General features: G+C 61.2%; 15 protein-coding genes. 5 read left to right on the top strand and 10 right to left on the bottom strand.

The genetic code is table 11. The features are described from left to right. The first annotated feature begins 105 nt into the window (after window positions 1-105). Entirely contained in the window at window positions 106-396 is a 291-nt protein-coding gene (locus tag C2L64_RS07255; RefSeq protein WP_090836061.1) for a hypothetical protein, read from the top strand. Here C2L64_RS07255 and cls read toward each other — a convergent pair. From cls to C2L64_RS07235, 4 genes are all read right to left on the bottom strand, one after another. Further along, window positions 387-1,649: a cardiolipin synthase gene (gene cls, locus C2L64_RS07250; RefSeq protein WP_079485204.1), complete on the bottom strand. Its 1,263-nt coding sequence runs from the start codon at window positions 1,647-1,649 to the stop codon at window positions 387-389. The genes C2L64_RS07255 and cls overlap by 10 nt on opposite strands. 99 nt (window positions 1,650-1,748) lie before the next feature. Then, entirely contained in the window at window positions 1,749-2,012 is a 264-nt protein-coding gene (locus C2L64_RS07245; RefSeq protein WP_007744583.1) for a hypothetical protein, read from the bottom strand. Between the two features lie 305 nt (window positions 2,013-2,317). Beyond that, on the bottom strand, window positions 2,318-2,530 hold the full coding sequence (locus C2L64_RS07240) for a hypothetical protein (RefSeq protein WP_042315252.1): 213 nt from the start codon (window positions 2,528-2,530) through the stop codon (window positions 2,318-2,320). 276 nt (window positions 2,531-2,806) lie between these two features. Next, window positions 2,807-3,676, bottom strand: a complete 870-nt coding sequence (locus C2L64_RS07235) for a mechanosensitive ion channel family protein (protein WP_090836043.1) — start codon at window positions 3,674-3,676, stop codon at window positions 2,807-2,809. Between the two features lie 265 nt (window positions 3,677-3,941). Here C2L64_RS07235 and C2L64_RS07230 point away from each other — a divergent pair, with 265 nt between their 5' ends. Beyond that, the gene (locus tag C2L64_RS07230) at window positions 3,942-5,273 is read left to right on the top strand and encodes an MFS transporter (protein WP_244144592.1); all 1,332 of its coding nucleotides are present in this window, start codon (window positions 3,942-3,944) and stop codon (window positions 5,271-5,273) included. Window positions 5,274-5,421: 148 nt separating this feature from the next. Next, on the top strand, window positions 5,422-5,886 hold the full coding sequence (locus C2L64_RS07225; protein WP_007744588.1) for a hypothetical protein: 465 nt from the start codon (window positions 5,422-5,424) through the stop codon (window positions 5,884-5,886). Window positions 5,887-5,930: 44 nt separating this feature from the next. Here the strand turns inward: C2L64_RS07225 and C2L64_RS07220 are convergent, their stop codons facing one another. Further along, window positions 5,931-6,161 carry a hypothetical protein gene (locus tag C2L64_RS07220; protein ID WP_007586962.1) on the bottom strand — a complete coding sequence of 77 codons (231 nt, stop codon included), beginning with the start codon at window positions 6,159-6,161 and terminating at the stop codon, window positions 5,931-5,933. A 117-nt stretch (window positions 6,162-6,278) separates the two neighbouring features. Here C2L64_RS07220 and C2L64_RS07215 point away from each other — a divergent pair, with 117 nt between their 5' ends. Then, the gene (locus tag C2L64_RS07215) at window positions 6,279-6,467 is read left to right on the top strand and encodes a hypothetical protein (RefSeq protein WP_090836042.1); all 189 of its coding nucleotides are present in this window, start codon (window positions 6,279-6,281) and stop codon (window positions 6,465-6,467) included. A 271-nt stretch (window positions 6,468-6,738) separates the two neighbouring features. Continuing rightward, window positions 6,739-7,719: a glycosyltransferase family 2 protein gene (locus tag C2L64_RS07210; protein WP_090836041.1), complete on the top strand. Its 981-nt coding sequence runs from the start codon at window positions 6,739-6,741 to the stop codon at window positions 7,717-7,719. A 106-nt stretch (window positions 7,720-7,825) separates the two neighbouring features. Here the strand turns inward: C2L64_RS07210 and C2L64_RS07205 are convergent, their stop codons facing one another. The 5 genes from C2L64_RS07205 to C2L64_RS07190 form a co-directional block, all read right to left on the bottom strand. Beyond that, complete coding sequence (locus tag C2L64_RS07205; protein ID WP_007586954.1) at window positions 7,826-9,121, bottom strand: MFS family transporter; 1,296 nt, start codon at window positions 9,119-9,121, stop codon at window positions 7,826-7,828. Between the two features lie 154 nt (window positions 9,122-9,275). Then, entirely contained in the window at window positions 9,276-9,476 is a 201-nt protein-coding gene (locus C2L64_RS53085; RefSeq protein ID WP_143055707.1) for a hypothetical protein, read from the bottom strand. Window positions 9,477-10,196: 720 nt separating this feature from the next. Continuing rightward, window positions 10,197-11,933 carry a SpoVR family protein gene (locus C2L64_RS07200; RefSeq protein ID WP_007739090.1) on the bottom strand — a complete coding sequence of 579 codons (1,737 nt, stop codon included), beginning with the start codon at window positions 11,931-11,933 and terminating at the stop codon, window positions 10,197-10,199. Next, window positions 11,930-13,201, bottom strand: a complete 1,272-nt coding sequence (locus C2L64_RS07195) for a YeaH/YhbH family protein (RefSeq protein ID WP_007586952.1) — start codon at window positions 13,199-13,201, stop codon at window positions 11,930-11,932. Before C2L64_RS07195 ends, C2L64_RS07200 begins: the two co-directional genes overlap by 4 nt. A gap of 141 nt (window positions 13,202-13,342) precedes the next feature. Continuing rightward, a complete protein-coding gene (locus tag C2L64_RS07190) occupies window positions 13,343-15,265 on the bottom strand; it encodes a PrkA family serine protein kinase (protein ID WP_007586951.1) in 1,923 nt (640 codons plus the stop codon). Window positions 15,266-15,414 lie beyond the last annotated feature (149 nt).

Below are 15,414 nucleotides of genomic sequence, written 5' to 3'. Positions count from 1 at the left end.
CGTGCAGGCGGTGGTTCCCGACGCATGCATCGTGATGCGCGGATGGATGGCACATGCATTGCGGAATTCATCGATGTATCGAACTGCTTTCGAGAGATCCACACGATGAACCAGACCGCATTTCCTATGTTTTCTATTTCACCGACTCGCACCGGCAGTCGCCTGCATACGCCGATGCCACCCGAGGTCGAACCCGATCCGGCGCCGCCGCCCGACGACGATCCCGACCCGGACCCGCGCTCACCGCCCATCCCCGGGCGCGAACCGGACCGCGCGCCGCCCAGCCAGGAGCCGCCCGCAGGCGATCCACCCGAGCGCGCGCCGCCTATGCATGCGTCCGCCGCCACGCGCCGATCATACGGGCGCCATTCGAACACCCGCGCACGTCAAAGCTGAGAATCGAGCAGCGCGACCGCGCGATCGACGAGTTTCCTGGTCCATGGTCGCCTGTTCCAGTCGTCGAGCGTCACGCGTTTGGACTTCGCGAGATCGTCGGCGAAGATCTGCGTCTGACGGCGCGCAAACGCCTCGTCGTAGATGTTGAGGTTGGCCTCGTCGTTCAGCTTGAACGAGCGCGAATCGAAATTGGTCGAGCCGACCGACACCAGGTAGTCATCGACGACGAGTAGCTTGACGTGGAACATCGTCGGTTGGTACTCGAACATCTGCACGCCCGCTTCGAGCAGCGGCCCCCAGCATGCACGCGACGCCTCGCGCACGGTATGCGTGTCGATGTGCTTGCCGGGTGTGATGATCCGCACATCGACGCCCCGTTTCGCAGCTTCGACGATCGCGTTGATCGTCAGCTTGTCGGGCACGAAATAGGCGCTCGCGAGATGGATTGAGTGCGTAGCCGCCGTGATCGCCATCAGGTACATCAACTGCATGTCGTCGCTTCCGCCCGACGGTGAACTGCTGAACATGTGTGCGAGGCCATCGCCCACTTCTTCCGTTTCAGGAAAATAGTCGGGCCCATGCAATACTTTGCCGGTCGCCTTGATCCAGTTGTCCATGAAGACGGCCTGCATATGTCCGACCACCGGCCCCGTCACGCGAAAATGCGAATCGCGCCAGTGCATGTCGTCCTGTGCATGTCCCGTCCATTCCTGCGCGATGCCGACGCCGCCCGTGAAGCCGATGCGTCCGTCGATCACCAGCAGCTTGCGGTGCGTGCGGTCGTTCATGCGGCCAAGCCCGGTCCAGTGCGGCTTGTGGTACTGGATCACTTCAGCGCCTGCATCTTTGAGCATCTGCAGATAGTGCCGATCCATCTTCTGCGATCCAACCCAGTCGAGCAGCACATGCACAGCAACGCCTGCGCGTGCCTTTTCCGACAACGCGCTGGCGATCTGCTCGCCGATCGCGCCGGACCAGTAGATGAACGTTTCGAACGTGATGGTTTTCTGCGCGCTCGCAATGCCTTCGAGCATCGACGGAAAAATCTCGTCGCCGTTGAGGAGCACGTCGAAGCGGTTGCCGGATGTGACGGGCGGGCCCAGCAGCAGACCCATCGAGCGGATGAACTGGGGATCGTCGCTGCCGTACCGGCGCTCGATCTTGTGCTCGATCTTCTTTTCGCCCGTCGACAGATTGGCGACCGCGAGCACGACGACGAGCGTGACCACGGCCGTGAGCAGGATCGTCAGCATGCGCCGCGTTCAGCGGTGAAAGATGAGCCGAAGCGGAACCGAAGCGCGCCGCGCCGCGTGGCCGCGGTGACGCGCGTCCGGACGGTGGCGACGGTGGCTTTACCAGTCGGGATTGTTGACTTCCTGACGGTAGCCATAGGCGTTATTGACGAGCCGATGCGGGCGCCCGCCTGCCTGCATCACCTCGCGCCAGCCGCTCAGCGTGGCGAGCGAATCCGTGTGCAGCACGGCGTACGGCTTGCCCGCGATGCCGCCGCCAACGGTCGTGCCGGGAATGAACTCGATTGCAGTGTCGTCGACGGCGATCAGCATGCGCATGTCCGTTTGCAGGATCTGCATTTCATAGCGGGTGGCGGACGTCATGGCGCGGCTCCTGAATGCATCGGAATTGTTCTACACCGTGCAGTCCGGATCATGATGATCGACGGACGGCGACGACGGCTTTCGATGGAACGGGCCGCGTGTCGTAGCGACAGACGAAGCCCAGCCGCTTAATTGAAAGCAAGCTGCATTCCTGATGCATGTTCGAGACGGGACGCGGCTCAGGCCGGATGACCGGCGGGCGCGTTGAAAAAAAGACGGACGGAAGGAGTGAAAATTACGCGACGCTGCTCGCTGGCCTGCGCCGAGAGACGCGCCAGCTTCGTATGCCGTTCGGCGTCGAGGAGTCAGTCGATGGGCAGCTGATCGCAGGCGTTGGTTGCCGTCGAAGCGCAGATGAACGAGTAGTCGCCGCTCCAGCGCACGGCAGCGGCGCTCGCGTGCACGGCGTCCTGGAAACCGGGCGACGTTTCCCACGCGATATAGCCGGAGCACAGCACGGCGGACATCACGACCAGCGAAAAGGCAATTTTTTCAAAGATCTGAAAACGGGGCGACATGGCTATCTCTTCCTTTAAGCCGGCATTTTATCTCAATACTAGGGTTTATACCTAGGCAGAATTGCGGCTTTGCAACATGCCAGTGCGGAAATGCACGCTCGCGTGCGTGCCGCCTGGCTTGGAAAAGAGGCAATGTAGCGGGGGAAAGACTCAGAAAACGGGCAGATGTGGCGATTAAAAGGTGCGTGCCGTGCGCCGATTGGCGCAGGGTTGAGGCTCGCGGATGATCAGGCGCGTCTGCCCGATGTCAAACGGTGCCTGCCGAAGGATTGTCAATCAGGCGAAAGGCGTCTCCGACTGACGCGCACGCATCGTCTCCGTACGCTGCCCGCGGGTCGCGTCGCCCGTCTTGCAGCCCGCCTCTTCCAGCACGATCCGCGCACGATCGCGCATATCATCGGCGGCGAGTTGGGCGTCCGAGCCGCTGACCCAGACGGCGACCCGCACCACCGCGCCAGCCCCGCGCCGGTGATCCGCTGCCGTCACGACAGGCGCGAGCGTCGCGCCGCCCAGCACACGCGGATCGCTGGTAATCATCTTCCTCAGCGCCTCGATCGCGCAGGCGACGTCCTTGCGCTGCGCAATGTCGACTTTCACCTCGACGCGCTGCGTGCCGCCGCTGCTGTAATTGATCACGGGATTGCTCCAGATCTGGCTGTTCGGCACGAAAACGGCATTACCGTCACTGCGTTCGATACGCGTCGTGAAAAGCCCCACTTCGCGCACGATGCCCGCCGTCGCGCCCGTGCCTTCGATCACGTCGCCGGCTCGAAACGGCCGCAGCATCAGCAACATAATGCCGGCTGCAATATTCTGCAGCGTCCCTTGGAGCGCAAGGCCGATTGCGAGACCGGCCGCGCCGAGCACAGCCAGCACGCTTGCCGTTGCGACGCCGACTTCGCTGAGCGCTGCGAACAGTACGAGCACGCGCACGGCCCATGTGCCGATCGCGTTGATCATCGGCGCGAGCGTCGGGTCCGCGTGCGTGCGCGACATCGCCTTCGACAGCAGCGCGCCGAGCCGGTTGGACAGCCACCAGCCGGCAATCAGGATCAGAATCGCCATGCCCGCATGCATCAGGTCATGCGTGAGCGTTACGAGCAGCGACGGTTGGAGGTGAAACATACGGGCGAGCAGATCATCCATAGTTCAAGGGTTCATATAGGTCGTTTGAAAAGTGCAGCGCAACGTCACCGTAATGCCGCGTAACGGGTCATGCCAGACCTCTTCGGGTGCGACGCGGCAAGCGCGGCTGACTTGCTCTACACTGGCGGCCCGAACGAAGTCTCGACAGAACACGCGGTTCCGTTGAGCCATTCCGCCAATGCGCGTGCAAATGCGGTGCCTGAGCGCAGGCACGCATGCACGACGGAAATCGTGCCCGCTATATGGGACGACGATCCATCTATCGATGAAAACACCACCCGCCGACACCAGCGAACAGGTCAGCCCGACCACCGCCCCCACCGCCGCTCATGCATTCGACAAGCTCGTCGGCGACGCCGACCGCGCTCCCGAAATCAGCCTGCCTCGACAGACGCCGTTCCAGCGTTTCTGGTGTACGCGCGTGCTGTCGTCGCTGTCGTTCCAGATGCTCGCCGTTGCAATGGGCTGGCACATCTACGCGCTCACGCATAGCGCATTCGCGCTCGGTCTCGTCGGCCTCGCGCAGTTTCTGCCGATGTTCGTGCTGACGCTCGTCGTCGGCCAGGTCGCGGACCGCTACGACCGGCGGCGCATCGCGTCGATCTGCCAGGGGCTCGAATGCGTGGCGGCGGCCCTGTTCGCGTGGGGCACGTTCGGCGGCTGGATCAGCGCGCCCGTGATCTACGTGCTCGCCGCCTGTGTCGGCGCGGCACGCGCGTTCGAGTCGCCCGCTGTCGCGTCGCTGTTGCCGGGTGTCGTGCCGCGCGCGCAGCTCTCGCAGGCGACCGCGTGGGCCACCTCCGCGAACCAGGCCGCGCAGATCGGCGGGCCGGCGCTCGGCGGCCTGCTCTACGGCATCGGGCCAGCCGCGGCGTATCTCGCGTGCACGCTGTCGTTCGCGCTGGCTTCCGCTGCCGTCAGCACGATCCCGCTGCGCACGAAGCCCGTGCCGCGCGCACCCGTGACGCTCGAATCGGTGTTCTCGGGCGTGCGTTTCATCCGTAGCCAGCCGGTGATTCTTGGTGCGCTGTCGCTCGATCTGTTTGCGGTGCTGTTCGGCGGCGCGACCGCGTTGCTGCCGATCTTCGCGCGCGACGTGCTGCATGCGGGGCCGCTCGGCCTCGGCCTGCTACGGTCAGCGTCGGCTGTCGGCGCGCTCGGCGGCACGATCTGGCTTGCGCATTTCCCGTTGCGCAAGCGGCCCGGCGCGGCGATGTTCGGCGGCGTGATCGCGTTCGGCATCGCAACGCTCGTGTTCGGACTGTCGCATTCGTTCATCGTGTCGCTGTTCGCGCTGATGGCGCTCGGCGCATCGGATGTGATCAGCGTGGTCGTGCGGCTGTCGCTCGTGCAATTGCGCACGCCCGACGAAATGCTCGGTCGTGTCAGCGCCGTCAATTCGCTGTTCATCGGCACGTCGAATCAGCTCGGCGAGTTCGAGTCGGGGGTGACGGCGGGCTGGTGGGGTGCGCAAACAGCCGTGCTCATCGGCGGATGCGCAACGATCGCGATCGCGCTGCTGTGGATGAAGCTGTTTCCGGAATTGCGCCGCACGCGCTCGCTCGAGCGCGAAGAGCATCACGAAGTGACGGCCTGACGTCGTGCTTCTCCTGTGATCGACGCGCCGCTCCGTGCCACCCGGGCGCTTCCGGTGCGCGAGAGCGATCAGGCGCGTTCATTGCACAGTGCTGGGCAGATCGGCTGCCAACGCATGCTCCGCAGCCATCCATGCCAAGGAGACGCACATGCACCCGAGCCGACGCGCCTGTCGCATCCATCCGATCCAACGGATCTTCACCATCACCGCGCTAGCAGCCGTGACGCTGATGCCGCTCTCGGCGCGCGCCGACGACGCGCCCAGCCCCTGCACGGCGCTCAAGCGCATCGTCGCGGCCGCGCCCACGGGTTTTACTCAACTGACGCCGGAGGACGGCAAAGGCGTCGCGCAGCCCTACGGCGCCGACGCGCAATGCGGCGCGGCCAAAGGCAGCTACGAATGCTCATGGACGCCGAGCGGCGGCGCAGGGTCGAGTATGACTGCCTTGCAGGCCGTCGCGGCGGACATTGCCTCGTGCCTGCCCGACGCCACGCATGACGTGAATTCGCCTGCGCGTCAGCACTTCTATCTCGGTCCGCGCGAAACGCGCACGCAGATCACCGCGATGCCCGCCGGCGCGAACAAGGTGAAGCTGGTGGTCTCGGGCAAGTAGCGGACAAGAAGCGCGGACGGCGAAAAGCGGCCCGCGCCGCAACGCTACTCGACCCGATACCAGACGCGGATACCCGAATACCAGTGGCTCACGCTCGTATCGTCGCCCGAACCGAAGGTCGACAGGCTTTCGATGTTGATCACATCGACGTTGTGCTCCGCAAGCCACGCGTTCGCGCGATCGACGAGCGCGGCGGCATTCTCGTACACATGTCCGCGGATCATGTGGCGTTGCAAGACCTGGCGTTCGAAATCCTGAAACGCGATTTTGCTCATAGCTTGTCTCCGTCAGGCTGTTTTTAATGGTTGGCGCCTGCCGATGAGTCTATCAATGGCGGGACGGGAGCGGCAATTGCTCGATCATCGACAGGCATTGTCAGGAGGGAGAGTCTCATGAGCAGCGAAAAGCAGCAAAAAGCAGCCACAACCAGCCCGGGCGGCGACATCGAACACCCAAAACCCCCGGTTCATGGCGACAACGAAAACAGCAAGATGCCCGAGCGTGACGACGACGACCGCAAGCAGTCGCCAGCGGATCGCCCCGGCAAGAAATCCGGCGAGGGCGAGCCTCCCGTCGGCTGATATCGGCTGATATCGGCTCTGATACAAATCGCGCGCGAGCGCGGTCATTTGCGGCAAGAAATACGGCGGCCTGCACATTTTGCAGGGCCGCCGTATTTTTTTCGACGCGTCGCGCGAATTGTCTGCCGTTCTACATGACGCGCCCTGCATTTTTTACTGAATTATTTCTGGTTATTTTTCTACGCCCTTCATCTACCTTGCTGCTTGCAGCGAAACATTTCGTAATGTGAAGCGTTCGCTGCCTTCGGTTTAATGGAGCGAGCGGAAAACAATGACGACATCCTGCAAGGTTTCCATTTGCGTCCCGACCTGCAATCGGCCTGAGCTGATCGTCGAATGTCTGGACTCGTGTCTGGCTCAGACACATACGAACATCGAAATCCTGATCGGCGACGATTCGAGCGACAACCGCACGCAAGCGCTCATCAAAGCGCGCTACGCGCACGACACACGCATTCGCTACGTGAGGAACGAGCCATCGCTCGGCCAGGCGCGCAACGTCGCGAGTCTTTTCGCGCGCGCCAGCGGCGACAAGATCGCATTGATTCACGACGACGACTACTTCGCCAACGACGGCATCGCGAGTCTGCTGGAACTGTGGAAGCAGCATCCGCAACTCGAAGTCGCGTTCGCGGACCAGTATGAAGTGGATGTGCAAGGCAACGTCGATACGTCGAAAAGCGCGGCGCTGAATGCCGACTTCCATCGCACGGCGCTCGCGCAAGGCTTGCAAAAGCAGCCGGGACGCACGGGTCTCGTGCAGATGTTCCCGAACAACGGCTGGATGGCGAATGCGGATCTCGTCAAGCGCATCAGCTATCGCGACGATGTGGGCATGTGCTGCGATTACGTGTTCGGCTCGGAGTTGTGCCTTGCCGCTTCACAGGTGTATTACCTGCATCGCTATGTGTCGTACTACCGCAAGACAGACGTATCGATTTCGCACAGCACGCGCGGCTCGACATTCGCCGCTTCGCGGACGGCCTTCGAGTTCGTGACGGCACTCAAACTCGACGCGTCGCTTGAACCGGCTCGCCGGCTCGCGCTGCGAAGGCTCGCGCCCATCGTCGTGTCGTTGTACGCGAAGAATGACGCGCCGTTTGCGGCGCTGCGCGTGGCGTTCGAGCATCCGTATGCGTATGCATATGGTTTCGACACGCGGTTCTACTATCACCTGTCGCTGATCGCGCGCGCGTTCATCGCGATGAGGTCGCGCGGCGGACTGCCGCCTTCGGCGCCGCGCTTCCCCTGAGCGTCTTTCGCGCGCATCGCGCAGCAGTCAAAAGCACCATAAAAAAAAGCGGCTCTTTCAAAGAGCCGCTTTTTGCATTTCAGCCTCGCGCTTCAGACCGCACGCATCACGGCTCGTTACGCAGGTAGCCTACCTTCGACGGATCGCGCATGCGGAACGACACGAGGCCGGCAATCGCGCACAGCACGGTCACGTACCAGTAGAACATCGATTCGCTGCCCGCCTGCTTGAGCCACAGCGCGACATATTCCGCCGAGCCGCCGAAGATCGCATTGGCAACGGCATACGACAGGCCGACGCCGAGCGCCCTCACTTCCGGCGGGAACATCTCGGCCTTGATGAGGCCGCTGATCGACGTATAGAAGCTCACGATAGCCAGTGCAATCACCACCAGCACGAACGCCATCACAGGGCTCGTCACGTCCTTCAGTGCGTGCAGCAGTGGCACCGTGCCGATCGTCGCGAAGAAGCCGAACAGCAGCATCGACTGACGGCGGCCGATGCGATCCGACAGCGCGCCGAACGCGGGCTGCATGATCATGTACACGAAGAGCGCGCCCGTCATCACGTTGCTGGCCGTCTTCGGGTGCATGCCCGCCGTGTTGACGAGGTACTTCTGCATGTAGGTCGTGAACGTGTAGAAAATCAGCGAGCCGCCCGCCGTGAAGCCGAGCACCGTGAAGAACGCGCCCTTGTGCTTCCACATGCCGCGCAGCGTGCCCGCTTCCTTGCGCTGTCGCGTCTCGGCCGTGGTCGTTTCGTCGAGCGAGCGGCGCAGGTACAGCGCGACCAGCGCGGCAAGCGCGCCGACCACGAACGGAACGCGCCAGCCCCAGGCCTTGAGTTCTTCCGTCGTCAGCAGTTGCTGCAGGATCACGAGCACGAGCAGCGCAAACAACTGGCCGCCGATCAGCGTTACGTACTGGAACGACGCGAAGAATCCACGACGGCCCTTCAGTGCGACTTCACTCATGTAGGTTGCGCTGGTGCCGTACTCGCCGCCCACCGACAAACCCTGGAACAGGCGCGCAACGAGCAGCAACGCGGGCGCGAGCGCGCCGATCTGCGCATAGGTCGGCAGCATGGCGATCACGAGCGAGCCGCCGCACATCATGAACACCGACACCATCATCGCGAAGCGACGACCGCGCTTGTCCGCGAGGCGCCCGAAGAACCAGCCGCCGATCGGGCGCATCAGGAAGCCCGCGGCGAACACGCCCGCTGTATTCAGCAGCTGTGCCGTGGTATCGCCCTTCGGAAAGAACGCCGGCGCGAAGTACAGCGCGCAAAACGAGTAGACGTAGAAATCGAACCACTCGACGAGATTGCCCGACGAAGCGCCGACGATCGCAAAGATGCGGCGCCGGGTGTCGGAGGGAGTGAAGATGGTCGTGTCGGTCATGCTGGGTCGGTCCCTTCTTAAGGTTTTAGCGGTCGAACGCCGCTTTGTTTTGCGCTCCAACCTGGTTTGCATCCAGGTTTCGGTCTCGTTGCAACCGGGTTGCAGCACGCGTGCGAGATTCTATAGATATGTAAGGTTTTGCGCGGTCGGTATCTTAACGGATATCGTTGGATAACGGCACGTGGGTGCGGTTCTGGAGGGTTTTTTGGCATTCGCGATGCGGGGGTTTGTTGCGTGAGCGGTTTGGTTTGGTTTGGTTTGGTTTGCTCGTGTTTTCGCTGGCATCCGCGTTACGGTGTTTGCCGTTCATGCGTCGCCCCTGTGCTGGCATCCGCGTTTTGCCTTCGTGCTTCATGCGTCGCCCCTGTGCGGGGCGGCACCTACTTTTCTTTGCCGCCGCAAAGAAAAGTAGGCAAAAGAAAGCGGCTCACACCGCCAGCCCGTGTTCTTATCCACGGGCCCCCAACGTCCCCATGCTTCACACGGCAGTGCCCTGGTTAGTGCTCGTTGCCAACGCTTCGAATGAACGCCTCACCCGCTTCAGACACCCGCACACGTGCTAGCGGCAGCGAATGGTTTCTGCCGCCCAGGTGGCAAACTGTGTGTAGGTTGTCGCGTCGTATAGCTTGGCGCTCTTACATGGAGGTATGCGCGCGCTATCGGGTCCGAAGTGAGGCGTGTGCAGTGCTACGGCCTACACACAGTTTGCCACCTGGGCGGCAGAGGAATGTCTGGCGCGGTGTGCTGCAACGCGGGTGCGTGAAGCGGGTGAGGCGCACAGAGAGAGCGTTGGCAACAAACATGAGTCACGTGGTTGCCGTGTGAAGCGCGGGACCGTTTGGGGGCCCTCAGGCAAGAACTAGAACTGGCGGTGTTAGCCGCTTTCTTTTGCCTACTTTTCTTTGCGGCGGCAAAGAAAAGTAGGTGCCGCCCCGCACAGGGGCGACGCTTGAATGGCAGACACCGCAACGCGGATGCCAGCGAAAAGGCATAAAGGCAAAAGCAGAATGCCCGCAAACGCCAGAACAACCAAACCGGCCGCGCCACGAAGGCAAAGCCAGCCGGAAAGATCCACTCAGACCCGCACGGCAGGCGCCGTATAACGGCATTCGTAGCGTTTCCTCACCGTGCCGTTTTCATCGACACTTTCCAGGTACACATCAAACTGCCACAACCGCGCCATGTGCTTGAGCACTTCATCGCTATCACCCGACAGGTGCCGGTTATCGCTCATGAAATGCCGCAACGTCAGACTACGATCGCCGCGCGTGTTCACCGAATACACCTGAATATTCGGCTCGCGATGATGCATATCGTACTGCCGCGACAACGCCTGACGCACATACCGATACCCGCTGTCGTCATGTATCGCGGAAACTTCGAGCGCATCGCGCATATCATCGTCGAGCACCGAGAAGAGCCGCATTTCACGGATCAGATGCGGCGACAGATACTGCGCGACAAAGCTCTCGTCCTTGAAATTGCGCATGGCGTAATGCAGCGCCTGCAACCACGGACTGCCCGCGAGCTCCGGAAACCACTTGCGGTCCTCTTCCGTCGGGCTCTCGCAGATGCGCCGAATGTCGCTCATCATCGAAAAGCCGAGCGCGTACGGATTGATGCCGCTGTAATACGGCTTGGTCACGGGCGGTTGATAGACGACATTGCTGTGCGAATGGAGGAACTCCATCATGAAGCCGTCTTCGAGCTTGCCCTCGTTGTACATCGTGTTGAGCAGCGTGTAGTGCCAGAACGTCGCCCAGCCTTCGTTCATCACCTGCGTCTGACGCTGCGGATAAAAGTACTGACCAACCTTGCGCACGATCCGGATGACTTCGCGTTCCCACGGTTCGAGCAGCGGCGCGTTCTTTTCCGCGAAATACAGCAGGTTCTCCTGCGGCTCCGGCGGATAGCGCTCGTCCACTTCCTCGGGCAGCGGCGTGTGACGATTCGGCAGCGTGCGCCACAATTCATTCACCTGCGACTGCAGATAGGCTTCGCGCTCGCGGCGCGCGGCGAACTCCTTTTGCAGCGACAGCTTCTGCGGACGCTTGTAGCGGTCCACGCCGTAGTTCATCAGCGCGTGACACGAGTCGAGCAGTTCCTCGACGCGGTCGAGGCCAAAACGCTCTTCGCACTCCGCGATGTAGTTCTTCGCGTAGACGAGGTAATCGATGATCGCGTGCGCATCCGTCCACAGACGGAACAGGTAGTTCCCCTTGAAGAACGAGTTATGCCCATAGGCCGCGTGCGCGATGACGAGCGCCTGCATCGTCATCGTGTTCTCTTCCATCAGATACGCGATGCAGGGGTTGGAGTTGATGACGATCTCATACGCGAGGCCCATTTGCCCGCGTCTGTAGCTTTTTTCAGTGGCGAGAAAGTGTTTGCCGAACGACCAGTGCCGGTAATTGACCGGCATGCCGACGGACGCGTACGCGTCCATCATCTGTTCAGCGCTGATGAGCTCGAGCTGGATTGGATAGACATCAAGTTCATATTGCTCCGCAACATGCGAGATGTGAGTGTCGTACTCTTCGATCAGCTCGAAGGTCCAGTCGGACGGACACGGCAACGGCCTTCTGTCGGCAACGTTCATACGGACTTCCCTTTGCCCTTTGGTGGGCGCCCCGGTGGGTCCCCGTGCTGCAGCTGCGTCAGGCACTACGCCTGCTCCGGCATCGGGCGCACGCGCGTCCTGCGCGTGTGCCGTGTTCGCCTCGGCATGCCCGGCCTTACCCTGCTTCGGCACGCCTTTCTTACGCTCGGGCTCGTACCCTCGCGCCTCGTTGTGCAGGTGACGAGTCGTCATGCGGCTTCCACCTGCTTTTCGAACAGCTCGCGGAACACGGGATAGATATCCGCCGCTGTTTCGACCTTCTTCATCGCCATATGCGGCTGCGACAGCGCGAGTTGCGCATATTCGAGCCACAGGTTCTGCTCTTCAGGCGTCACCTGAATGTACGCAAAATACCGCACCTTCTCGAGAATGTCATCTCTGAGTATCTTGCGGCACTTCGGCGAGTCGTCGGTCCAGTTGTCGCCGTCCGAAGCCTGTGCGCCGTAAATATTCCATTCAGTAGGCGAGTAGCGTTCGTCGAGGATCTTCTGCATCAGTTCCAGCGCGCTCGACACGACCGTGCCGCCGCTCTCTGTCGAATGGAAGAACGTGTCTTCGTCGACTTCTTCGGCACGCGTATGGTGGCGGATGAACACCACCTCGATCTTCTCGTAGTTACGCTTGAGGAACAGATACAGCAGGATGAAGAAGCGTTTGGCGAGATCCTTGCGCTGCTCGTCCATCGACCCCGACACATCCATCAGACAAAACATCACGGCCTGGCTGGACGGCTGCGGCTGCTTCACGCGGTTCACGTAACGCAGATCGAATGGGTCGATAAATGGAATGCGCCAGATGCGGCCGCGCAGATGATGGATCTCGTCTTCGAGCACCTTGATCTCGTCGCGACGGTCGGCGGGGTCCGCCTTCATCTCTTCGAGCTGTTTTTCGAGTTCGTGGAGTTCATTGACGAGTGGCGCGCCGAGCGCGATACGCCGGCCCAACGCGCTGCGCAGCGAACGCACCACGTCGATGTTGTTCGGCGTGCCTTCCGCAGCCCAGCCCGCGCGAATGCTCTTCCACGTCGGCACGGCAAGCAGATGGGTCTTCACGAGACGCGGCAGTTCGAGATCGTCGAAGAAGTACTGCATGAACTCTTCGCGGCTCAGTTCGAAGACGAAATCGTCCTGCCCATCGCCTTCGTTGCTGGCGCTGCCACCGCCGCCGCTGCCGCCGCCTCCTTGCGGACGCTGGATCTTGTCGCCGCGGATATAGTCGGCGTTACCCGGGTGCACCATTTCGCGCTTGCCGCCCGGACCATGCCGGAACGAAGGCTCGGCGATGTCCTTGCGCGGAATCGTGATGCTCTGGGTGTTCTGAATATCCTTGATACTACGGTCGCGCACCGCTTCCGAAACAGCGCGCCGAATGTATCCCTTTACGCGACGCAGAAAGCGTTCGCGGTTTGCAATGCTCTTGTTCTTGCCTGCCAGCCTGCGGTCGATGATTTGATGAAGCACATCCAGTCTCCCGCTCCGATTTGGAATACGCGGGGCGCAAGTTGCGCATGCAACCTTATGTCCATGCGGCTCGCGCCTCGCAGGAGGCTCGCGCGAACCGGGTGAAGCGAACCCGTTCGAGCGAGCTTTGCGCTACGCATTTCATGACGACTTGCGCACCCGCAGATACCAGTCGCACAAGAGCCGCACCTGCTTCGGCGTATAGCCCTTGGTGACCATGCGGTTGACGAAGTCCTCGTGCTTGCGCTGTTCCTCCGCCGACCCTTTCGCATTGAACGAGATGACGGGCAGAAGTTCTTCCGTATTCGAGAACATCTTCTTTTCGATCACGACGCGCAGCTTTTCATAGCTGATCCACGCGGGATTCTTGCCCCCGTTCGCGGCACGCGCGCGCAACACGAAATTGACGATCTCGTTGCGGAAGTCCTTCGGGTTGCTGATACCGGCAGGCTTCTCGATCTTCTCCAGTTCGGCATTGAGCGACGCGCGGTCGAAGCTCTCGCCTGTGTCGTGGTCGCGGAACTCCTGGTCCTGAATCCAGAAGTCGGCGTACGTCACATAGCGATCGAAAATGTTCTGCCCATACTCGGAATACGACTCCAGATACGCGGTCTGAATCTCCTTGCCGATGAATTCCGCATAACGCGACGCGAGCACGTCCTTGATGAACGACAGATACTTCTGCTCGGTTTCCGGCGGGAACTGCTCGCGCTCGATCTGCTGTTCGAGCACGTACATCAGGTGCACCGGATTCGCCGCGACTTCCGTCGTGTCGAAGTTGAACACGCGCGAGAGTATCTTGAACGCAAAGCGCGTGGACACACCCGTCATGCCTTCGTCGACGCCCGCGAAATCGCGATACTCCTGATACGACTTCGCCTTCGGATCGGTGTCCTTCAGGTTCTCGCCGTCATACACCTGCATCTTCGAAAAGAGGCTCGAATTCTCCGGTTCCTGCAGGCGCGTGAGCACCGACATCTGCGACATCATCTTCAACGTGCCCGGCGCGCACACGGCGTTGGACAGCGACGAATTGCGCAGCAGCTTCTCGTAGATCTTCATCTCTTCCGAGTAGCGCAGGCAGTACGGCACCTTCACGACGAAGATACGGTCGAGCAGTGCTTCGTTGTTGCGGTTGTTGCGGAACGCCTTCCATTCGGACTCGTTCGAGTGAGCGAGGATGACACCGTCGAACGGGATCGCACCGAAGCCTTCCGTGCCCTTGAAGTTGCCTTCCTGGGTGGCCGTGAGCAGCGGGTGCAGCACCTTGATCGGCGCCTTGAACATTTCGACGAACTCGAGCAAGCCCTGGTTCGCGAGGCACAGGCCGCCGGAATAGCTGTATGCATCCGCATCGTCCTGCGCATACTGTTCGAGCTTGCGGATATCGACCTTGCCGACGAGCGACGAAATGTCCTGATTGTTTTCGTCGCCAGGCTCGGTCTTCGCAATGCCGATCTGCCGCAGGATGGATGGGTAGCGGCGTACCACGCGGAACTTGCGGATGTCGCCGTTGTACTCGTGCAGACGCTTGACCGCCCACGGGCTGAGGATGTTCTTCAGGTAGCGGCGCGGTATGCCGTACTGCTCTTCGAGGATAGGACCGTCCTCGTCATAATCGAACAGCCCGAGGGGCGATTCGTTGACGGGCGAACCCTTGATCGAATAGAACGGCACGCGTTCCATCAGCTGCTTGAGCCGTTCGGCGATCGACGACTTGCCGCCGCCCACCGGGCCCAACAGATACAGAATCTGCTTCTTTTCTTCGAGCCCCTGGGCAGCATGCCTGAAGTAGGCGACCACCTGCTCGATCACGTCTTCCATTCCGTAGAACTCACGGAACGCGGGGTATACCTTGATGACCTTGTTCGCGAAGATGCGCGAAGTGCGCGGATCGTTACGAGTGTCGATCTGTTCCGGTTCCCCGATTGCCGTCAACATGCGTTCGCCGGCCGTGGCGTACGCGGCGGGATTTTCTTTGCAGAGCGCGAGATACTCCTCGAGCGAAAGTTCCTCCTCTCGTGTTTTCTCGAAGCGGGTCGCGAAACTGCTGTAGATATCCATGCTACCTCCTCGCCGAAGTCTGGGACGATGTCGTGCGCGGCGCGCTATCAGGAAACGACATCGCTCGAATTCATCCTAAACCCTTTTAAATTTTTTTTCACGAACTACGTTGTGAAAATCGCGCCACAGCTAGCACTGTCCTACCCCTG

The sequence above is a fragment of the Paraburkholderia hospita genome (assembly GCF_002902965.1).
Taxonomy (GTDB): Bacteria; Pseudomonadota; Gammaproteobacteria; order Burkholderiales; family Burkholderiaceae; genus Paraburkholderia; species Paraburkholderia hospita.
This window is presented reverse-complemented; position numbering and strand designations above follow the sequence as displayed.